The organism is Jidongwangia harbinensis, from assembly GCF_020216025.1.
Classification (GTDB): Bacteria; Actinomycetota; Actinomycetes; order Mycobacteriales; family Micromonosporaceae; genus Actinoplanes; species Actinoplanes harbinensis.
Window position 1 is genome coordinate 42,966 of record NZ_JAIWNC010000021.1, and the last position, 19,100, is coordinate 62,065.

Sequence of the window (19,100 nt, forward strand, 5' to 3'; positions counted from 1 at the left end):
GTGGCAGAGCTGAGACCGGACAGTGCCAACCGGCACCGGACCCGGGTGAAGATCGTGGAGTGCGCGGCCCGGCTGCTCCGGGCCCAGGGCGCGGGCGCGGTCACCACCCGCGCGGTCGCGCAGGCGGCCGGCATGCAGGCGCCCACCATCTACCGGTTCTTCGAGGACAAGGAGGCGCTGCTCGACGCGGTCGCCGAGCACGTCTTCGCCACCTACGTGGCCGGCAAGTCGCTCGCCGACCCGAGCGGCGACCCGGTGGCCGACCTGCGGGCGGGCTGGGACACGCACATCGGCTTCGGCCTCGCCAACGCGGCGTTGTTCGGCCTGTTCGCCGACCCGGGCCGCGGCGCCCGGTCCGCGGCCACGACCGCCGGGCTCGACGTGCTGCGCGCCCGGGTGCACCGGGTGGCGGCGGCCGGCCGGCTGCGGGTCCCGGAGCGGCGCGCCGTCGAACTCCTCCACGCCGCCGGCACCGGCACCGTGCTGACCCTGCTGTCCGTCCCGCCGGAGCACCGGGATCCGGGCCTCGCCGACGCCATGTACGACGCGGTGATGCGGGCCGTTCTCACCGACGTGCCGACGCTGCCCGCGGACGACGCGACGGCGGCCGCGGTCGCGTTCCGGGCCGTCGCGCCCGACCTGACGGTGCTCAGCGACGCGGAACGGGCCCTGCTGTCCGAATGGCTGGGCCGGGCCGGGACCGGCGGAGACCGCGGTCAGCGCGACGCATGATCTCGGCCCTGTCCGGGTTCGCGCTCATCGGAATCATCGTGCTGGCCGGGTGGGCGACCGGCCGGTGGGGCCGGCTGCCGGAGAACGCGGAGGCCACCCTCGGGCGGCTGGTCTACTCGGTCCTGACACCGTGCCTGCTGTTCACCGGGGTGGCGGGCGCCGACCTGCGGGCCCTGCTCAGCGAGCCGCTGCTGGTCTCCACGACGGCCGCGCTGCTCTGCTTCGGACTGCACGCGCTGCTGATCCGCCGCCGCGACCGGGGCGCCCGGATCGTCGGCGCGCTCGCCGCCGGCTACACGAACGCCAACTACATCGGCATCCCGGTGGCCACGTACGTGCTGGGCGACGCCGCGCTCGTGGTGCCGATCGTCATGCTGCAACTGCTGATCGTCACGCCGGTCGCGCTCGCCCTGCTCGAGTCCGCCACCGCGGGACACGCGTCGGTGCGGTCCGCGGTCACCATGCCGCTGCGCAACCCGTTGATCATCGCGGTCGGGTCGGGCGCCCTGCTCGCGGCGACCGGCCTGCGGCTGCCCGCGCTGCTGGCCGACCCGGTCGCCACGGTCGGCGCCGCCGCGGTACCGGTGGTCCTCCTCGCGTTCGGCATGTCGCTGTCCCGTCGCCCGGTCCTCGAGCCCGGCACCGACCGGGTCGCCACCGTCGCCGCGGTCGCGCTCAAGACGACCGGCATGCCGGCGCTCGCGTTCCTGCTGGCACTCGCCCTGGGACTGCCGCGCGACGCGGCGTTCGCGGTGACGGTCCTGGCCGCCCTGCCGACCGCGCAGAACATCTTCCTGTACGCCCAGCGCTTCGACGCCGGGCTGCTCCTGGCCCGGGACGCCGTGTTCCTCTCCACCGTCCTCTGTGTACCCGTGCTCCTGGTGATCACCGTGCTGTTCACGCTCTGATGGAGATCCCGGATTTCCCGCCCAAACCGGCGCGGCTGACTCAATACTTTCGACGGCAGTATCAGTAGAAACGTCACCGGTGTCCGCCGGTGGCCTGATCGTCGGAAAGGCACTTGATGAGAGCCTCTGTCCGGTTCCTCGCGGGAAGCCTCAGCGGCCTGGTCCTCGCCGGGCTGACCGCCGTACCGATCGTGGCACTCGCCGCGGCCGCACCCGCCCCCACCGCTGCCGCGGCCGACCGCACCCGCGCCGACGAGGCGCGCCGCGTCGACCGCGTGCCGACCCCGAAGCTCGGCTGGTACCGCTGCTACGACTATGCCGAGTGCACCACCGCCCGCCTGCCGCTGGACTACGACCAGCCGAACGGGCCGCACACCGAGATCGCCCTCCTCCGGGTGAAGGCCCGCGACCAGGCGAACAAGGCCGGCAGCCTGTTCCTGAACCCGGGCGGGCCCGGCGGCCCCGGCACCGCCATCGCGCTGGCCGCACCGTTCTTCCTCAGCCCGGACGTGGTGCGGACGTTCGACCTGGTCGGCTTCGACCCGCGCGGCGTCGCCGCCAGCGACCAGGTGTCCTGCTTCCGCAACACCCGGGAGCAGACCGAGAAGCTGGCCGGCATGAACGTCTTCTTCCCGTACGGCGCGGCCGAGGAGAAGGCGTACGTGGCGGCCGCCCGCACGCTCGGCAGGGCCTGCTCGACCACCGGCAGGCCGCTGTCCGGTGCGATGTCCACCGCCCAGGCCGCCCGGGACATGGACGTGCTGCGGCGCGCCGTCGGCGACCCGAAACTGACCTTCCTGGGCTTCAGCTACGGCACCGCGCTCGGCCAGTACTACGCCAACATGTTCCCCGACCGGTTCCGGGCGATCGCCATCGACGGTGTGCTCAACCCGGTGAGCTGGACCGGCACCAAGCGGCCGAACGTGACCCTGGACGACCGGCTGCGCAGCGCGGACGGCGCGTACCGGGCACTCACCGAGATGTTCCGGCGGTGCGACGCCGCCGGCACCCGGCTGTGCCCGCTGGCCGGCCGGTTCGCCGCCGGCTTCGCCCTGGTAGCCGAGCGGCTGCGGGCCGCACCGGCCGAGCTGGAGGACGCGGCCGGGGTGTACTACTTCCGGTACTCGGACTTCATCGGTTACACGCTCAGCATCCTGTACGGCGCGGACGTCGCCGACTTCCTGGTCCTCGTGCTCCAGGACCTGCTCACGCTGACCGATCCGGAGACGCCGCCGGCCGGACGCGACGCGGCCCGGGAGCGGCTGGCGGACCGGCTGGCCGAACACGGCGAGCGCCCCGGGCGCGACTTCCCGTACTACAACCACGCCGAGGCGAACGCGGGCGTGGTCTGCACCGACGGCGCGCACCCGGCGAACGCCGCGGACTGGATCACGCTGACCGCCAAGGCGGACCGGCGGGCACCGTACTTCGGCCGGGCCTGGGGGTGGAGCGACGCGATGTGCGCCCGGAACACCTGGACCGTCCGGGACGAGGACGCCTACCGCGGACCGTTCACCCGGAACACCGCCGCGCCGGTGCTGGTGGTCGGCAACTACTGGGACCCGGCGACCAGCTACCGCGACGCGGTCAGTACGGCGGCGCTGCTGCCGAACAGCCGGCTGCTGTCCAGCGACAGCTGGGGGCACACCGCGTACGGGACCTCGGCGTGCGTGACCGGCGCCGTCGACCGGTACCTGCTGACCGGCGCCCTCCCGGCGAACGGCACGCTCTGCGTGGGCGACGCGCAGCCGTTCCGTCCACGGCCCCAGGAACCGCGCCGGGCCACCACGATCCGCACCGAGCGGGCACCGGCCGAACTGTCCGAGGTGGCCGAGCTGGGCAGGCCGTCCGACGGCGAGCCGAGGCTGCTGCCGCCGGTCCGGCCGCCGCGCTGAGCTGAGCGGGTCCCGGGACCACGCGCCTGCCGGACACCGGCGTCAGGTCAGCCCGTGGTCCCGGGCGTACAGCGCCGCCTGGGTCCGGTCCCGCAGGCCGAGCCGGCTCAGCAGGTGCGAGACGTGGTTCTTCACCGTGCCCTCGCTGACGAACAGTTGCGCCGCGATCTCCCGGTTGCTGGCACCGCGGGCGATCAGCCGGAGCACCGCGAACTCCCGGTCGGTCAGCTCCGGCCGCGCCCGCCCGGCCGGTGGGCTCCGGTCCAGCGCGGCGACCAGGCGCCGGATCGCCGCGGCGTCGTGCTGGTCCACGCCCGCGTGCGCCAGCCGCACCGCCTGCGCCAGCTCCCGGGCGGGCAGATCCTTGAGCAGGTAACCGCCCGCGCCGGCGCGCAGTGCGCTCACCACGTACTCCTCATCGTCGAATGTGGTCAGCATCAGCACCCGGCAGGACGGCAGCCGCTCGCGCAGCAGCCCGGCCGCCCGAATCCCGTCCAGCTGCGGCATCCGCACGTCCATCAGCACCACGTCCGGCCGGGTCTGCAGGGCCAGTTCCACCGCCGCCGCGCCGTCCGCCGCGGTGCCGACCACCGCCAGGCCCGGCTCGATGCTCAGCAACGACGCGATACCGTCCCGGATCAGGGCCTGATCGTCGACCACCAGCACACGCACCGGCTCGGGCTCCGCCATCACGACCCGCCCACGCGGGCCGTGACCCGGGTGCCGCGACCCGGCGCGGAGTCGATGGCGAGCCGGCCACCGAGCGCGGCCAGCCGCTCCCGCATGCCCGCCAGCCCGCTGCCGGTGACCTCGTGCGTCCGGAAGCCCCGCCCGTTGTCGGCCACCTCGAGCACCGCCGCGTCGGCGAACCGCAGCGCCACCCGGACCAGGTCCGCGCCGGCGTGCCGCCGGGCGTTGGTGAGTGCCTCCTGCGCCACCCGGTACAGCGCCTCCAGCCCGGCCCGGGGGTGCCCCGACTCGCTGCCGCTGCACTCCACCGACACCCGGAAATCCGCGTCGTCCAGCCCGCCGGCCAGCGCGGTGACCGCGGTGACCAGCGAGAAGGGCTCGGTACGCAGGGCGCTCACGGACTCGCGTACCTCCCTCAGAGCCCGGCTCGCCGCCTGGCTCGCGTCGCCCACCGCGCGGTCCGCGACGGCCGGGTCGCGGTCGCGGAACGCCTGCGCCTTCGCCAGCTGGACGCTGATCGCGGTCAGGTGGTGCCCGAAGCTGTCGTGCAGGTCCCGGGCCATCCGGTGGCGTTCGGCGGCCGCGCTCAACTCGGCCACCCGCCGCTGCGCCGCACTCAGCTCGGCGACCAGCCGTTCGGCGTGCATCCGGCTGCGGTGCTGCTCGACCGCGACCGCCGCGGTGGCCACCGTGATCACCATCCCGATGAAGAGCATCAGCAGGTCGGAGATCCGCTCCGGATCGGCCGACCAGCCCGGCGTGCCGGCCGTCCGCAGCACGCCCACCAGCAGGTAGGCCGCCGCGAGCCCGAGGCTCCAGCGGCGGCCCAGCGCGAAGTACGCGAAGAACGGCATCACGATGGCCAGCGCGCCGCCGAAGCCGGTCGCGTCGCAGGCCGCCACGATCCCGAGCAGCACCACCCGCGCCGCCAACCGGCGGACCCCCGGCCCGGGACGCGGGATCTGCTCAATCGCCAGCAGCCCGAGCAGGCCGGCCACGAAACCGCCCAGCGCGGCCGGCGACCAACCCGGCGCCAGACCGGCGGCCTGGTAGTAGAGCCCGGTCCCCAGAACCGCGGCGTACAGCGTCGACGCCATCCAGCGCAGCGGAGGCGCGGTACCGACCATGGCACTCAGGCTAGGCATCCGCGGCCCCGTTGCCCATCGCCGCGGCGACACTCTGGCCGGTCGTCATGTGTCGTCCGGCCTAGCCGGGCCGCCCGCATCCTGGTCCCGCGGCACTGTCCCGGCACGATCCGGCTCCGGCACGGTATCGGCACCACGAGAAAGGGGCCGCACATGTCCGACCGTCACCTCTACCGTCTCGCCGGCCTGGCCGGGCTGATCGGCGGTGGGCTCACCCTGCTGGCCGTCGCCCGCCGCGCCGGCCTGCTGCCGGACAACGGGCTGACCCACGCCCTGGCGCCGCCGGCCACCGCCCTGCTGCTGTTCACGCTGACCGCGTTCTTCCTGTGCCAGCGATCCCGGCTGGGCCGGCTCGGCCTGATCGGCTTCGGGCTCAACCACCTCGGCCTGAGCGGCCTGTTCGCGGTCGAGTTCCTGACCCACGCCGTCCTGCAGTACCAGGACGCGGCGACCCGGGAGCAGATCCTGACCGGGCCGGGCCGGCCGTACTTCCTGGTCGTGGCACTGGTCTTCCTGGCCGGGGTGGTGACCTTCGGCGCGGCGTCCTGGCGGCCCGGAATCCTCCCCCGCGGCGCGCTCGTGCTCTATGTGGCCGGTCTCGGCACGGCCGCGCTACGCACCGCGGTACCCGAGGCCGCGTACCTCGGCGGCCTGCTGGCCGGCACGGCCGGTGTGCTGTGGCTGGCCACGACGCTGCTCCGGCTCCCCGAGCCGGCCGGGACGCCGGCGCAGGAGGCGCTGCGCTGACCGTCAGCCGGTCCCGGCCGCGTACCGGAGGATCTCGTCGATCAGCGGGCCGGTCGACGGGTGGCGCAGCGAGTACGTCACCACCCGGCCCCGGCGGCGGCGGCGCACCAGTCCGGCGTCCAGGAGGGACCGCAGATGGTGCGCCACCGCGGTCGGGTGCACCGGCACCGCCCCGGCCAGCGCCGCCGGAGTGCACTCCCCGGCCCGCAGCAGCACGAGGATGTGCAGCCGGTGCTCGTACGCCATGCCCCGCAGGATCTCCACCGCCCGGCCCAGCAGCACGGCGTCCACGTCGGCGCTCACCGCACCGGTGGCCGAAGCCGGGTCAGCACCCAGGAGACCAGCAGCACGCCGGTGGCGAGCAGCGCGATGCTCGCGCCCGCGGCCACGTTCCAGCGGGCGGACGCGTACAGGCCACCCAGGCCGCTGGTCACGCCGAAGACGACCGCCAGCCCGGTGATCACCGAAAGCCGGCCGGACCACAGCCGGGCCGCCGCGGCCGGCGCGACGATCAGCGAGAGCGCGAGGATCGTGCCGACCGCCGGCACCACGGTCACCACGACCAGCTGGACGGTGAACAACAGCACCACGTCCCAGACGCCGGTGGACACGCCGGCCGCCGCGGCGGCACCGCGGTCGAAACCGGTGAACAACAGCGGGCGGGAGCACCACGCCAGGACGATTGCCACCACGCCCAGCACCGCGGCGGTGGCGACCAGATCCGGCCCGTCGACGGTCAGCACGGAGCCGACCAGGAACGCCGACAGGTCCCGGCTGAACCCGCTCTGCGTGGCGACCAGCGCGGTACCGAGCGCGAACCCGGCGGAGAGCAGCACCCCGGTGGCCGCCGCGGCGTCCTGTCCGCGCCGGCGGCTCAGCGCCGCCACCCCCAGCGCGACCACCGCACCCGCCGCGACGCCGCCGACCAGCAGGGGTACGCCGATGATCGAGGCCACCACCACGCCCGGGAAGGTCGCGTGGGTGAGCGCCATGGTGAAGAACGACAGGCGGCGCAGCACCACGTGCACGCCGATCAGCCCGGCCAGTGCCCCGGCCAGCACCACCTCGGCGGTGGCCCGGTGCAGGGCGTCATCCCACCAGTTCATGCGCGGAGTTCCGTTCCGTGGTCGGCGGCGCACCGGCCCGGCGGCCGGACCGCCGCAGGCGCACCGGAAGCAGCGCGAGGTACGCCAGCACGAGCAGCAGCACCACCGCGGACGCCGGGGTCAGCGCCGTGCCGTACCGCACCGACGCGTGCCAACTGGCCAGCAGCCCCGCATAGCCGGCCACCACGGTGAGCACCGTGCCCAGCGCCGCCATGCCGGCGAGCCGGCCGGTCACCAGGCGGGCCGCCGCGGCCGGCACGATCAGCAGCGCCACCACCAGGATGGTGCCGACCGCGCGCACCGCGGCCACCACCACCAGCGCGACGAGCAGGTTCAGCCACAGGTCCAGCCGGCCGATCCGGAAACCGGCCGCGGTCGCCCCCACCGGATCGAACGCCCGGAACAGCATCGCCCGCGCGCCGATCAGCAGCGCCACCAGGATGACCACCGCCAGCACGGCGGTCTCGGCGAGCTGCCGCGGGGTCACGGTCAGCAGCCGGCCGAACAGAAAGGACGTCAGATCGGAGGTGTACGACGACCGGCGCGACACCAGCACCACCCCGATCGAGAACATGGCGGTGAGCACGACGGCCGTGGCGGCGTCGTCGGACAGCCCACCGGCACGGGTCAGCACGGTCAGCGCGACCGCGGTCACCACGCCGGCCACCAGCGCGCCGAGGAACAGGCCGTCCAGACCGCCGGCCAGGAACCCGATCACCACGCCCGGGAAGACCGTGTGGGTCAGCGCGTCGGACACGAACGCCAGCCCGCGGACCAGGACGAAGACGCTGACCGGTCCGCAGATCAGGGCCAGCAGCGCGATCTCGGCGAGAGCCCGCGCCATGAACGGGACGGTGAACGGTTCGATCACGGCTCGATCAGCACCAGCCGGCCACCGGGCCCGTCGATCGCCTGACCGCCGTACGCCCGGCGCAGCGGTTCCGCGGTGAGCGTCTCGGCGGGCGGGCCGACCGCCCACTGCCGGCCGTTGAGCAGGCACACCAGGTCGGCCAGCTCGCGGGCGACGGTCAGGTCGTGGGTGCTCAGCACCAGCGCGGTACCGGCCCCGGTGAGGTCGCGCAGCACCCGCACGATCGCCTCCTGGCTGACCGCGTCGACACCGTTGAACGGCTCGTCGAGGAGCAGGAGCCGGGGTTCCGCGACGATCGCGCGGGCGAGCAGCACCCGCTGGCGCTGACCGCCGGAGAGCGTGCCGAAGCGGTGCCCGGCCCGGTCGGCCAGCCCGACCCGGTCCAGCGCCTCGGCCACCGCCCGCCGGTCGGCCGGCCGGGTCGGGCGCCACCAGCCGATCCGCCGGTACCGTCCCATCAGGACCACCTGGCGGGCGCTGACCGGGAACCCGGCGTCCGGCACGTCGTTCTGCGGTACGTACCCGGCCAGCCCACGGGCCGCGGCGGGACTCCGGCCGAGTACCGTGACGGCACCGTCGAGGACCTGCGCCAGCCCGAGTACCGACCTGATCAGGGTGGACTTCCCGGCACCGTTCGGTCCGACCAGCGCCAGCCGCTGCCCGGCCCGCAGCTCGAGGTCGACGTGGGTGAGCACCGGCCGGCCGTGGTAGCCGACGCTCACGCCGGCGTACCGCAGTGCGGCGTCGCCCATCTCAGCCACCCAGCGCGGACACGATGACGCGGGTGTTGTGCCGCTCGGCACCGAGGTACGTGCCCTCCGGGGTGCCCGGCGCGCCGAGGCTGTCGCCGAACAGGGCGTCGTCGCCACCGACCACCTTCACGCCGGCCTGCTGCGCGATGGCCTCGGCGGCCTTCGGTGGCAGCGAACTCTCCGTGAAGATCGCCCTGGTGCCGGTCGCCCGGATCTTCGCGACCAGGTCCCTCAGCTGCTGGGCGGACAGCTCTGCGGAGGTGTCCAGGCTGGGGATCACCGACCCGACGAACTGCAGCTGGTACCGCTGGACGTAGTACCCGAACGCGTCGTGGTTGGTGACCAGCTTGCGCTGCGCGGCCGGGATCCGGGCGAACGCCGCGGCGTTCTCCCGGTCCAGCCGGTCCACCTCGGCGGCGTAAGCGGCGAGGTTCTTCCCGAAGGTCGCGGCGCGCGCCGGGTCCGCCGCGGCGAGCGCCTTCTCGATGGTGCCGACCATGATCCGGACGTTGCGCGGGTCATGCCAGATGTGCGGGTCGTGCTCCTCGCCCTCGTGCTCCTCTCCGGCGCCGCCCTTCGCAGCGCCGCCCTTCGCAGCGCCGCCCTCCGCAGCGCCGCCCTCTTCGTGACCGGGCTCGCCATGGCCGGGCTCCTCGTGGCCGGGCTCCTCGTGGCCGGGCTCCTCCGCGTGGCCGCCCTCGCGCAGCGTCACACCCTTGCTGGCGTCCACCACGGTGCCGGTGAACCCGGCCGCCTCGATGGTGCGGTCGAACCACTCCTCGAGACCCACCCCGTTCTTCACGACGATCCTGGCGGTGGCGATCGCCTGGATGTCGGCGGGCGTGGGTTCGTAGTCGTGCGGGTCGACGTTCGGCTTGATGATCTGGGTGACCGCGACGTCCGGGCCGCCGATGTTGCGGGTGAGGTCGGCGATCTCCGGGGTGGTGGCCACCACCGGGATGGCGTTGCCGGCCGGCGCCCCGGCACGGCCCGCGCCGTCGCCCTCACCGTCGGATCCGCATCCCGCCAATACGGTGACGGCCGCGGCGATGGCGGCCGTCCAGAACGTGCGCTGCCGCTGATTCATGAGTTCCGCTCCTGTCACTGAGGAGCGAAACGATAATCGTTGTCGAAAACTATCGTCTAATTCTGAAATGACGATGTGTGCAGGTGATACCGGCTCATACCCGCCTCACCCACTCCCCCGGAAGCCGGGTTGCTCCGGGGCTGCGATGCATTGCGGCCCATGCCGTCGCCCGGATTGCGGGACACGGCGGGCGTCCCGGCCTGCGATGATGGGGTTATTGCGCGCATTTCAGGTGGCGGGTTCGAGTTTCGCATCATTGGTCTCGCGTCCGCCTCGACGGCGCCGCCGTTCCCCCAGCTCAGCCCGGCTCGCCACGACGCTGGAGCTGCTCGAGGAGGCGGGCGGGCTGGATGCTCTGGTCGCGCGGAAACCGGCACCGAGGCCTCCGCGAGATCTCTCGCTCGGGCGGCGCCCATCGGCAACCGTCCGGTGCGACAGTGTCCGGTTCGCCGGCTTCGCTGTCGACGCCCCCACCAGATGGAGGCTCCGCCGCTCCTCCGTCGAGGAGATCGGGTAGAGCTGGTTCGTACTACGGCCACAGTTATGCGACTTCGTCGCAGCGTGAGCGCGCTACCACCGGAGACGGTTCACGTGTGGATTCCCGGCACCCACCGCCCCGGAACTCCACACGCCCCAACGGCCGCCTCCAGACCGTGCGGATTTGCGGCACCCATCGCACCCCAACTCCACACCCCGACCGCGGCTCGCAGACCGTGTGAACTTACGGCACCCACCGCGCCGGAACTGCACACGCTCCGTGGTGGCCACGAGCTGTGCCGATCTGCGGCACCACCGCATCCGGCTCCATGCGCACCGACGGCGCCCGCAGACCGTGCGGCACCGCGGCCGCCCAGCACCGCGGCCGCCCAGCACCGCGGCCGCCCAGCACCGCGGCCGTGCAGCACCGCGGCAGCCGTGCGGGACTGCGACCGTGCGGGACTGCGACCGTGCGGGACTGCGACCGTGCGGGACTGCGACCGTGCGGGACTGCGACCGTGCGGGACTGCTGACTGCTGACTGCGGACTGCGCGAGCGGCGCGGACCTGCGACCGCCCGGGCTCAAAGTGCGAAAGTCGAGGTCGGCTCGTGGCGGGAATGCTCTGGGCCGCCGGCTCCAAGGTCCGATTCCTCCTCCAAGCTTCCGGGGCGCTGCGCATCGCCGCGATGGTGGAAATGATCGGCTGGATGCCGCCCGAGCCGAGTGGCGCATCAGGCGAGACCGGCCGTCGAGACAAGGTCGCATCTTGGGCGAACTTTGGTGGTAGGCAAGGCCGAGGAGCGGGGTCGAGGCGCATCTCGGGCGGCACGAGGCCGCCGATTCGTCGCGGTCCACGACCTCCGCGCCCCGAACGAGTCGCCCAGGAAGCCTCTGCCGGAGACCCCCCGCAGGAAGCCGAGTCAGCCACCCGAGCCCGGCACCCACACCGCCGGCCGGCCACCCCTTCGGACCAAGATCTGCCATGCCCTCCAAGCCACCGGGCGCTGCGCGTCGCCCGCGATGGTGGCTGACCCGGTCGCACCTTGTTGATCTTGGAGCTTGGCGGGGCCGATAGGGGTGGCGCCGTTCGGAGATCCACGATGACCGGTGAGCTGTTGGTAACTGGTGGACTCAAGCGCCGTGGCGTGGTTGCCGGAGCCCTGCCGAGGTGGCTCCGGCACCCGCCGTACCGGATGGATCCGGTCCCGGCCCTCGCCCCGCTAAGGCGTAACCGTGATCTCGACGAGGTCGACCGGGTAGGTCCGCGGCGTCTCCCAGGTGGCCGAGATGCCCACCGCCACGAAGATCTTCTCCTGGTCCTTGTTGGCGAAATTCCGCTGGAACTTGTACTTCGTCCAACCGGCCATCTCTTCGGTCTGGCCGATGATCGCCAGGTCCTGTTCGGCCTTGGGATCGTCCGGACCGGCGTAACCGACGACCGGCCAGGTGTTGATCGTGCCGGCGGTCATGCTCCGCAACCAGAACGACACGTCGACCCGGACGTCACCGGCCGGGATGTCGATGGTGCGTTCGATCCAGATGGTGCCGTCGTCGAACGTGCCGTCGAGGTAGTAGGAGAGCTGCCAGAAGCCGTCGACCGGCGGCACCATCGTCTGGATCGCGAGCTCCCGCTCGATGCTCCAGTCGCGGGCGTTGCCGTCGGTGTCGGGTTTCCACTCGCCGAAGCCGGTCTCGAAGCTCTCCCGGTAGGTGACCGAGGAGGACGCGACGACCGGCGCCGAGGTGGCGACGAGCGAGAGGGTGAGGCCGATAGTGAGCAGGAGGGCGCGCAGCAGCGCGCGAGGATGAGTCATGATTCCCCCGTCCGCTTGCATCGGAACAGACGCAGATTTTATCGCCGTCGATGCCGCCACGCTGTCCCGTACCGGACCGGACGCCGCGATCGCGGCCGCGTCGCCGGAGGCCCGCGTCGCCCGTCCGCGGGGCCGGGCCGGACCGGCTACCGTGACACCGGTGAACCCGGGCGACGCGGAGTGGGTGCGGCTGCAGACGCTGCGCGCCGAGGCGGAGTACGACTCGGTGAAGAAGGATCTCCGGGTGGCGTACGGACTGTGGTGCCTGGTCGGCATCCTCGGCGGCCACCGCTTCTACCTGGGCGACACCGGCCGGTCGATCGCCATGCTGTTCACCCTCGGCGGGCTGGGCCTGTGGACGCTGCTCGACGTGTTCCTGGTCGGCCGCCGGGTGCGCGCGGTCAACCGGTCCCGCCGCGCCGCGGTGATGGCGCGGTACGGGATCATCGACGGCCGGTCCTGACCCGCGACCGACGGGCCGCACGCCGGCGCGGGTTGCGTCCCGGCGGCCGAGTGGGTACAGATGCAGCGATGAAGACGATCGTGCGTGCGGTGTTCGCCGGCGGCCTGGCGCTCACCCTGGCCGCGTGCACCCCCGACGAGCCGGCCGCCACCGCGCCCGCCGACACCCCGGCGAGCGGGCCCGGGTCGCCGGGCGGCGCCTCGGCCGCGGTGCCGGCGCTGGCCGACACGGTGGTCCGCCCGCTCGACGGCACCGCGGCGGAGCCGTTCGACCGGACCCGGCGGCTGCAGGCACCGCCCGGCTGGACGGTCACCGTCTGGGCCCGGGTGCCCAGCGCCCGGCTGCTCGTCTGGAGCCCGGACCGGCGCCTGCTGGTGTCCCGCCCCAAGTACGGCGACGTCGTCGAGCTGGTGCCCGGCCGGGGCGGTGCCGCGCCGGCGCAGCGCACCCTGATCGGCGGCCTGAACCAGCCGCACGGGCTGGCCTTCGCCGGCAGCACGCTCTATGTGGCCGAGAGTGACCAGGTGGTCGCCTTCACCTACCGGGCCGGCGCGGTGTCCGGCAAGCGCGTGGTGATCGACGGCCTGCCCGACGCGAAGAGTCCCGAGCTGCGCGGTGCCTACGCGCACGCGCTGAAGAGCGTGGCGGTCGGCAAGGACGGCGCGCTGTACGTCTCGGTCGGCTCGACCGGCAACGTGTCGGCCGAGGACCGGGAGTCGGACCCGGAACGCGCCTCCGTTCTGCGGGCGCCGGCCGGGGGCGGGAAGCCGTCGGTGTTCGCCCGCGGCGTGCGCAACGGCACCGGGCTGGCGGTCGACCCGGACGGCGCGGTGTGGACCGCGGTCAACCACCGGGACAACGTCGAGTACCCGTACGACCGCGACTACGACGGCGACGGCTCGTCGGACCGCGGTCAGGTCCTCCAGGACTACGTGAACGACCATCCGTTCGAGCAGTTGTCCCGGCTGACCCAGGGCAGCGATCTCGGCTGGCCGTACTGCAACCCGGACCCCGACTTCGAGCCGGGCCGCAAGGACTCGCCGCTGACCTACACCCGCCGGCCGTACGTGCGCGACGTCGAGAACAACCCCGACGGCACGAAACTCGACTGCGCGGCACTGCCCCCGGTCGAGCAGGGCATGGGTGCGCACTCGGCGCCGCTGGGGCTGAGCTTCGCCACCTCACCGGGGCTCGCCGGACCGTACGGCGCGGGCGCCCTGGTGGGTATCCACGGCTCGTGGAACCGCAGACCGCCCCGGGCCCCGGAGGTGTCGTTCTTCGCCTGGCGCGGCGGCGCCCTCGGCCCGCAGCAGACGCTGCTGACCGGGTTCCAGGCCGAGGACGGCTCGCGCTGGGGCCGGCCGGTCATGGCCGTACAGGGCCCCGACCGTGCGCTGTACGTGAGCGACGACTTCGCCGGTGCCGTCTACCGCGTCACCGCCCCGTGAGGAGAGGACGACGAATGCGCGCCCGGAAGATGTTCTCGGCCGCCCTGGGCACGGCTGTCGCGTTGGCGCTCGCCACGGTGACCTGGTCGGCGGCGGCCGGCGCGGGCGGGCAGTCCGGCGTTCCGGCGCCGTCGGACGGTCCGTCCTGGCCCGGACACCCGATCCCCACGGGTACGGTCGAGCCGCCGCCCGCGCCGGTGGATCCGTCCCGGGTGCCGCCGTCGATGCCGGCGTACTCCCCCGATCCGGCGGACACGGACCCGCCCCGGCGCTGACCGGGCCGGCCGCGTCAGCCCTGTTCCACGTACCGCGTCGTGCCGTCCGCGTGCGCCCGCAGGACCTCGCTCATCAGGATTTCCTGGGCCGGCGGCAGCATCGGGCGCGCCTGCTCGGCCGTGACGAAGGCGTGCCCGGCCAGTTCGCCGGGGCTCAGCGTGATCGCCGCCCGCTGGTCGGCCGGCAGCACGCCGCCGTCGAAGACGAAGTAGAGCTTCGCCGGCGTCCACGCGGTCACCAGCAGCCGGCCGATCGGCGGGGTCAGGCCGAGTTCCTCGCGCACCTCCCGGACGCACGCCCGGAACGGCGTCTCGCCGTCGTCGACCCCGCCGCCCGGCAGGTTCCAGTACTCCTTGTAGGTCGGGTCGACCAGCAGCACGCGGCCCTCGTCGTCGAAGAACACCGCGCCGGCGGAGACCCGGGGCCGGGCCGGTTCAGGTCCGGTCAAGTTGCTGCTCCTGCGCGATCCGGGCGTACGAGCGGCTGACCGCGACGAGCCAGTCGAGTTCGCCGTCCACGGCGCCCGGGGCGGGCCCGGTACCGGCCGGCGGCGCGCCGTCCCGCCGGCTGCGCAGCGCCGCGATGATGGACCGGGCCTCGGCGTCGGCCCGGGCGGACAGTTCGTCGGTGGCGCCGGTCTCGTCGGCGTGCCGGTACGGCCGCAACGCCAGCTGCCCGTCCCAGATCTCCACCATCCGCCGGTAGAGCCGGTAGTCGAGGTCGCCGACCGCGGTGGTCCCGCCGGTGGCCGGGGTGTGCAGCGCGATGTCCGGGAACTCCGCGCGCAGCGCGGACCACAGCGGCTCGAGTGCCCGGTACGCGCCGATCTCGTCGACCCGGGTCTGCGGCCCCCAGCTCGGCATGGTCAGACCGGCCACGAAGACGACCTGGCCGAGGCCGGCGAACGGCATGGCGATGTCGACCAGCGCGTCGGCCCGGATGTCCGCGCCGAGCAGGATCAGGTAGCTGCCGCGGCAGGCGCAGTAGCCGAAGCTGAGGAGCGCGCCGGCGGTGGTCAGCCGCAGCCCGCGGCGCAGCCACGGCAACTGGCCGGCGAGCGCGGAGAACCGCCACGCGCGGTAGGCGATGGCCAGCAACCCGGTGCTGAGCGCCACCAGGAAGATCGTCAGGTACCAGAGCATCAGGCTCTCGCCGGCGTGGGTCTTCCAGAAGTGCACCGTGTACCGGTCGTGCACCGGCGCCAGCAGGATCAGCGCCGACATCGCCGCGACCACGACCAGGCCCAGTGCCATGACCGCGCGGGTCCGGCTCCGGGCCCGCCGCGCCGGCCACTCCCAGAACGCCAGCAACTGCAGCACGAAGACGCTGAACATGACCATCGACGAGTGGACCAGCAGTTTGGTCAGGTTCGGCACGCCGAGGGCCGCGTCGACCGGCTGGTAGACCGGGCCGAGGGTCAGCGTGAAGGCCACCGCGGAGAAGCCGAACGCCGCGCACATGGCCCGCAGCGCCGGGTTGGACCAGTCCCGGCGCAGGTGGTTCATCTTGTAGAGGAAGGCGATCCAGCTCGCCAGCGCACCGGCGCCATAGACCAGATCATGCATCGGTACGTCCTTCGCGGTGGTGCGGCGGCAGCAACGCCTGCGCCACCCGGGACGTGAGATCGGCGTGGCCGCCGGGGGCGGCGTACCGGCGGCTCAGCCGGCTCAGCAGCAGCGATGCCATGACTTCCGCCTCCTGTTCCTGATCGTCGGAGTAGTGACTGCGTTGCAGGAAGGCCCGGACCAGTCGGGGATCGAGGTCCGGGAACAGTGCCCGGGTGTCCAGCCGCGGCGCGCCGGCGAGGTTGGCGTGGCCGCAGATCAGGTGGGCGAGTTCGTGCGCGACGATGTGGTCCTGGTGCAGCCGGTTCGTGCCGGCCTCGTACGCGATGAGGTCCGCCTCGGGCAGCGCCAGCCAGACCCCGCACGGCCGTGCCTCGTGCAGCGGCATCGGCAGCAGACGGATCGGGCGGTCGCGCCGGCGGGCGACGTGTTCACACAGGACGGTGAGATCGGCCGTCGCCGGGAGGTCGAGCGATGCCAGCCGGGATGCACAGTGTCGTCGCAGTCGCCGGAATCGTCGCGACACCAGGACCATGGAAGTCAGCCTCGTCCCAGCCTGAGTGGTGACGGGAATGGGGTAACTGTGCCGGAAAAGATGTAGCCGGCTCCCACGGGGGAAGGAGTCGGCTACATCGGGTTTCACCGTACAGCAGGCATCCACGATGGACAATCACCCCTGCGACGCGCCGGCCCTATCGGGCACCCCCGTGTTGCCGATGCGGACCGGCACGCCGCAGGGGTGAGTTCGCCGCCGAGGGGCGGTGCAGGTGTCCGTCCACGTCAGTTGACGACTAAAGTCCACAATAGCGAGACGCATCCTCGTGTCAACTCAATGCTACGGTCCCCTGCAAGGGCGAGCGTCCACGACAGCGAACGCAGGGAGTCACCGTGGTGGCGGAAGCGAAGGGCGGTTCGCTGGCGCAGCGAATCGATCACCTGTTCAAGGCGGTCCAGCCGCACGGTCGCGAGTACAGCTACGACGAGGTCGCCCGCGGGTGCGAGGCCCTGACGGTCGGCACCTTCTCCAAGACGTACGTGTGGCAGCTGCGCACCGGCCAACGGGACAATCCGACCAAACGGCATCTGGAGGCGCTCGCCGCCTTCTTCGGGGTGCCCGCCGCGTACTTCTTCTCCGACGAGGTCGTCGACAGCGTCAACTCCCAGCTCGCGCTCGCCGCCGCGCTGCGCGACTCGGACGTCCGGGAGATCGCGCTGCGCGCGCTGCGGATGGACGACGCGACCCGCCGGTCGCTGGCCCGCATCGTGAACGAGATCAGCGAGATGCAGCGCGGCACCGCCGGGCCGGACGCCCGCCCGAACGGGTGACCGGTCAGCCCAGGATCGCCCGGACGACCGCTCTGCGCCCGTCCAGTTTCCGCAGGTGTACGGCGTACCCTCCGGGTTCGGGCCGGGATTGGGGTTCGTCGCATCCGAGCCGCCCGCCGCCGTCGGCGTGAAACTCCACAGTGCATCCGGGCCCGGCGAGGAAGCCGCCACCGCCGCCCAGGCCATTGGGTTTGGTCAGTCGCACCCGGACCCCGCCCTTCTCCACCGAGGCCGACACCGTGAACCCGCGGAGGGGGAAGGTGACCGAACCGGAGAACGACACGGTGCAGTCGCCGTCGGCACACTTCGGATATTTTGTGCCGCCTCCGCTCGGCGCCTTCGTCTTCCGTCGAGCTCGGGGCTTCCGTACCGTCTCCGCCTTCCGCGACTCGCGCACGCTGGGGGACGACGATGCGGAGGGCTCGGCGGCACGGGTTCGCGGGGTGGCCGGAGCGCGGGAGTCGGTCGCGGCAGGGGCGGCGTCCGGGCTCGACGGCACGGCATCGGCGGACGATGCCGCCGGCGAGTCGCAGCCGGCCATGGCCAGGACCAGGAGCGCGCCGATCGCGGTGCGTTTTGGGAAGGAAGGTGGGCAGTGCCGCATGCGCGGAGCTTAGCGACCCGGCCTTCCGGAGCTTCGGGTCGGGCACGCGGCGCCGGCCTCCGCCGGGAGTGCCCCGGAAGCGGCCGCGCCCGTCAGCACAGCCGGTGCCGCACCTCGTCCCACGCGGCCAGCTCGGCAGTCTGGTGGGGCGCGGTGGCGTGGTCGCGCAACCGGTTCGCCGCTTTCAGCAGTGCCCGGGTCAGCCGGGAGCGCCGGACGTCCTCGGGGGCGAGTTGCCGCCAGTCGGTCGGCAGGGCGCGCGCCCATTCGCGGGTGCCCGGCAGCGCGGCCAGGCAGCGGTCGATCAGCACGTCCGAGGGCGGCCGGCCGGGGCGGGCGGGCAGGGGAAAGAGGACGGCGTTGCCGGCGCACTGCGCGGACAGCAGGGCGTGCACCGGAGCGGACCAGACCCGAGCGGATTCGGCCTGGCCGACGAGCCAGTCGTGCAGCGCGACGGCCGGTTCCGTCCGCTCGGGATGCTCACCGACCACCATGTGGACGGCCGAATGGGCGAGCAGGAACCATTCCGGGTCGGGTTCCGGCTGATGTGCCGCCAGCCATCCCGCCCAGAACCGCTCGGGCCTGACCACGGCCTGGTAGACGGCACGGTGCACGGCGTTGAAGTCGTGCGTCCCGATGTCCGGGCCCAGCGGCAGCCAGTCTGATGCGGAGATCTTCGCGAGGTGGCCGCGTCGCCAGTTGCGGCCGGTGTCCTCGCCGTTCACGACGGCTCGCGATCCGGACGCGTCGACGCGGTAGAAGTGGTCCTCGAGGGTGGGCTGCGGCACCCGCGTGACCCGATACCCGAGCTTGCGTAGCTCTCTCGCGACGAGCGTCCACCTCAGCGGCTTGGGCATCCGGTGCAGCTGCCCCATCAGCAGCGTCCCGTGCCACGGCGCGTGGTCGTCGGCCCGCTCGTAGTACGCCTCGAGGAGACCCCAGTCGCGCACCAGGTTGCCGGAGAAGGTGGCGATCCCCTCGTCGGTGGGGCGGCCGAGCACCCGTTCGAGCTCGTCCGGCCGATGGTCCGCGGGCACTCCGGCGACCCGGCCGGTGGCCAGCAGCTCGAGGGTGAGTTCGATCGCCCGGCCCCGGTCGCGCGGTCGATAGCTCATGATCAATCAGGCTACGGCACGCACGTTTCCCGCACACCTCACCCCAATACATCGCTTTTCCGGTATCTCGTAGTGCCG

General features: G+C 73.1%; 21 protein-coding genes. 9 read left to right on the top strand and 12 right to left on the bottom strand.

Annotated features, from left to right (window positions below; all coding sequences use genetic code 11):
• The 3 genes from LDL48_RS24350 to LDL48_RS24360 all read left to right on the top strand — a co-directional run bounded on the left by LDL48_RS24350 (position 1) and on the right by LDL48_RS24360 (position 3,535).
• Positions 1-732, top strand: a complete 732-nt coding sequence (locus LDL48_RS24350; protein ID WP_225257531.1) for a TetR/AcrR family transcriptional regulator — start codon at positions 1-3, stop codon at positions 730-732.
• Positions 729-1,640 (top strand): AEC family transporter, encoded by a 912-nt coding sequence (locus LDL48_RS24355; RefSeq protein WP_225257532.1) that lies wholly within the window; start codon positions 729-731, stop codon positions 1,638-1,640. Before LDL48_RS24350 ends, LDL48_RS24355 begins: the two co-directional genes overlap by 4 nt.
• A 116-nt stretch (positions 1,641-1,756) precedes the next feature.
• Positions 1,757-3,535: an alpha/beta hydrolase gene (locus tag LDL48_RS24360; protein WP_225257533.1), complete on the top strand. Its 1,779-nt coding sequence runs from the start codon at positions 1,757-1,759 to the stop codon at positions 3,533-3,535.
• A gap of 42 nt (positions 3,536-3,577) precedes the next feature.
• Here the strand turns inward: LDL48_RS24360 and LDL48_RS24365 are convergent, their stop codons facing one another.
• The gene (locus tag LDL48_RS24365; protein ID WP_225257534.1) at positions 3,578-4,225 is read right to left on the bottom strand and encodes a response regulator; all 648 of its coding nucleotides are present in this window, start codon (positions 4,223-4,225) and stop codon (positions 3,578-3,580) included.
• Positions 4,225-5,352 carry a sensor histidine kinase gene (locus LDL48_RS24370; protein WP_225257535.1) on the bottom strand — a complete coding sequence of 376 codons (1,128 nt, stop codon included), beginning with the start codon at positions 5,350-5,352 and terminating at the stop codon, positions 4,225-4,227. Before LDL48_RS24370 ends, LDL48_RS24365 begins: the two co-directional genes overlap by 1 nt.
• A 171-nt stretch (positions 5,353-5,523) precedes the next feature.
• On the opposite strand from LDL48_RS24370, the gene LDL48_RS24375 reads away from it, so the two are divergent.
• The gene (locus tag LDL48_RS24375; protein ID WP_225257536.1) at positions 5,524-6,117 is read left to right on the top strand and encodes a hypothetical protein; all 594 of its coding nucleotides are present in this window, start codon (positions 5,524-5,526) and stop codon (positions 6,115-6,117) included.
• A gap of 3 nt (positions 6,118-6,120) precedes the next feature.
• On the opposite strand, the gene LDL48_RS24380 is transcribed toward LDL48_RS24375, so the two are convergent.
• The 6 genes from LDL48_RS24380 to LDL48_RS24405 all read right to left on the bottom strand — a co-directional run bounded on the left by LDL48_RS24380 (position 6,121) and on the right by LDL48_RS24405 (position 12,225).
• Entirely contained in the window at positions 6,121-6,420 is a 300-nt protein-coding gene (locus LDL48_RS24380; RefSeq protein ID WP_225257537.1) for an ArsR/SmtB family transcription factor, read from the bottom strand.
• Positions 6,417-7,223, bottom strand: coding sequence for a metal ABC transporter permease (locus LDL48_RS24385; protein ID WP_225257538.1), 807 nt, complete (start codon positions 7,221-7,223; stop codon positions 6,417-6,419). The genes LDL48_RS24380 and LDL48_RS24385 overlap by 4 nt, the downstream gene beginning before the upstream one ends.
• A complete protein-coding gene (locus LDL48_RS24390) occupies positions 7,207-8,094 on the bottom strand; it encodes a metal ABC transporter permease (RefSeq protein ID WP_225257539.1) in 888 nt (295 codons plus the stop codon). The genes LDL48_RS24385 and LDL48_RS24390 overlap by 17 nt, the downstream gene beginning before the upstream one ends.
• Positions 8,091-8,846: a metal ABC transporter ATP-binding protein gene (locus tag LDL48_RS24395; RefSeq protein WP_225257540.1), complete on the bottom strand. Its 756-nt coding sequence runs from the start codon at positions 8,844-8,846 to the stop codon at positions 8,091-8,093. The genes LDL48_RS24390 and LDL48_RS24395 overlap by 4 nt, the downstream gene beginning before the upstream one ends.
• Position 8,847: 1 nt before the next feature.
• On the bottom strand, positions 8,848-9,933 hold the full coding sequence (locus LDL48_RS24400) for a metal ABC transporter substrate-binding protein (protein ID WP_225257541.1): 1,086 nt from the start codon (positions 9,931-9,933) through the stop codon (positions 8,848-8,850).
• A 1,698-nt stretch (positions 9,934-11,631) separates the two neighbouring features.
• The gene (locus tag LDL48_RS24405) at positions 11,632-12,225 is read right to left on the bottom strand and encodes a hypothetical protein (RefSeq protein ID WP_225257542.1); all 594 of its coding nucleotides are present in this window, start codon (positions 12,223-12,225) and stop codon (positions 11,632-11,634) included.
• Here LDL48_RS24405 and LDL48_RS24410 point away from each other — a divergent pair.
• From LDL48_RS24410 to LDL48_RS24420, 3 genes are all read left to right on the top strand, one after another.
• The gene (locus LDL48_RS24410) at positions 12,224-12,688 is read left to right on the top strand and encodes a TM2 domain-containing protein (protein ID WP_225257543.1); all 465 of its coding nucleotides are present in this window, start codon (positions 12,224-12,226) and stop codon (positions 12,686-12,688) included. The two genes, LDL48_RS24405 and LDL48_RS24410, sit on opposite strands and share 2 nt — an antisense overlap.
• Positions 12,689-12,756: 68 nt before the next feature.
• On the top strand, positions 12,757-14,136 hold the full coding sequence (locus LDL48_RS24415) for a PQQ-dependent sugar dehydrogenase (protein WP_225257544.1): 1,380 nt from the start codon (positions 12,757-12,759) through the stop codon (positions 14,134-14,136).
• Positions 14,137-14,150: 14 nt separating this feature from the next.
• Positions 14,151-14,411, top strand: a complete 261-nt coding sequence (locus LDL48_RS24420; protein ID WP_225257545.1) for a hypothetical protein — start codon at positions 14,151-14,153, stop codon at positions 14,409-14,411.
• Between the two features lie 14 nt (positions 14,412-14,425).
• Here the strand turns inward: LDL48_RS24420 and LDL48_RS24425 are convergent, their stop codons facing one another.
• From LDL48_RS24425 to LDL48_RS24435, 3 genes are read right to left on the bottom strand one after another with little or no spacing between them, the layout of a single operon-like run.
• Positions 14,426-14,860: an NUDIX domain-containing protein gene (locus LDL48_RS24425; RefSeq protein WP_225257546.1), complete on the bottom strand. Its 435-nt coding sequence runs from the start codon at positions 14,858-14,860 to the stop codon at positions 14,426-14,428.
• Positions 14,847-15,977, bottom strand: coding sequence for an MAB_1171c family putative transporter (locus LDL48_RS24430; protein ID WP_225257547.1), 1,131 nt, complete (start codon positions 15,975-15,977; stop codon positions 14,847-14,849). The genes LDL48_RS24425 and LDL48_RS24430 overlap by 14 nt, the downstream gene beginning before the upstream one ends.
• A complete protein-coding gene (locus tag LDL48_RS24435; protein WP_225257548.1) occupies positions 15,970-16,503 on the bottom strand; it encodes a hypothetical protein in 534 nt (177 codons plus the stop codon). Before LDL48_RS24435 ends, LDL48_RS24430 begins: the two co-directional genes overlap by 8 nt.
• A 362-nt stretch (positions 16,504-16,865) precedes the next feature.
• On the opposite strand from LDL48_RS24435, the gene LDL48_RS24440 reads away from it, so the two are divergent.
• Together LDL48_RS24440 and LDL48_RS24445 are read left to right on the top strand one after the other, a co-directional pair.
• Complete coding sequence (locus tag LDL48_RS24440) at positions 16,866-17,303, top strand: helix-turn-helix domain-containing protein (protein WP_225257549.1); 438 nt, start codon at positions 16,866-16,868, stop codon at positions 17,301-17,303.
• Positions 17,304-17,563: 260 nt separating this feature from the next.
• Positions 17,564-17,920, top strand: a complete 357-nt coding sequence (locus tag LDL48_RS24445) for a hypothetical protein (protein WP_225257550.1) — start codon at positions 17,564-17,566, stop codon at positions 17,918-17,920.
• Positions 17,921-17,999: 79 nt separating this feature from the next.
• On the opposite strand, the gene LDL48_RS24450 is transcribed toward LDL48_RS24445, so the two are convergent.
• Positions 18,000-19,022, bottom strand: coding sequence for a hypothetical protein (locus tag LDL48_RS24450; protein WP_225257551.1), 1,023 nt, complete (start codon positions 19,020-19,022; stop codon positions 18,000-18,002).
• Between the last annotated feature and the right edge of the window lie 78 nt (positions 19,023-19,100).

Coding starts and splice junctions, on each gene's coding strand:
- LDL48_RS24355 (WP_225257532.1), top strand. CDS start 729: ATGATCTCGGCCCTGTCCGGGTTCGCGCTCATCGGAATCATCGTGCTG.
- LDL48_RS24360 (WP_225257533.1), top strand. CDS start 1,757: ATGAGAGCCTCTGTCCGGTTCCTCGCGGGAAGCCTCAGCGGCCTGGTC.
- LDL48_RS24365 (WP_225257534.1), bottom strand. CDS start 4,225: ATGGCGGAGCCCGAGCCGGTGCGTGTGCTGGTGGTCGACGATCAGGCC.
- LDL48_RS24370 (WP_225257535.1), bottom strand. CDS start 5,352: ATGGTCGGTACCGCGCCTCCGCTGCGCTGGATGGCGTCGACGCTGTAC.
- LDL48_RS24375 (WP_225257536.1), top strand. CDS start 5,524: ATGTCCGACCGTCACCTCTACCGTCTCGCCGGCCTGGCCGGGCTGATC.
- LDL48_RS24385 (WP_225257538.1), bottom strand. CDS start 7,223: ATGAACTGGTGGGATGACGCCCTGCACCGGGCCACCGCCGAGGTGGTG.
- LDL48_RS24395 (WP_225257540.1), bottom strand. CDS start 8,846: ATGGGCGACGCCGCACTGCGGTACGCCGGCGTGAGCGTCGGCTACCAC.
- LDL48_RS24400 (WP_225257541.1), bottom strand. CDS start 9,933: ATGAATCAGCGGCAGCGCACGTTCTGGACGGCCGCCATCGCCGCGGCC.
- LDL48_RS24410 (WP_225257543.1), top strand. CDS start 12,224: ATGATTCCCCCGTCCGCTTGCATCGGAACAGACGCAGATTTTATCGCC.
- LDL48_RS24405 (WP_225257542.1), bottom strand. CDS start 12,225: ATGACTCATCCTCGCGCGCTGCTGCGCGCCCTCCTGCTCACTATCGGC.
- LDL48_RS24415 (WP_225257544.1), top strand. CDS start 12,757: ATGAAGACGATCGTGCGTGCGGTGTTCGCCGGCGGCCTGGCGCTCACC.
- LDL48_RS24420 (WP_225257545.1), top strand. CDS start 14,151: ATGCGCGCCCGGAAGATGTTCTCGGCCGCCCTGGGCACGGCTGTCGCG.
- LDL48_RS24430 (WP_225257547.1), bottom strand. CDS start 15,977: ATGCATGATCTGGTCTATGGCGCCGGTGCGCTGGCGAGCTGGATCGCC.
- LDL48_RS24450 (WP_225257551.1), bottom strand. CDS start 19,022: ATGAGCTATCGACCGCGCGACCGGGGCCGGGCGATCGAACTCACCCTC.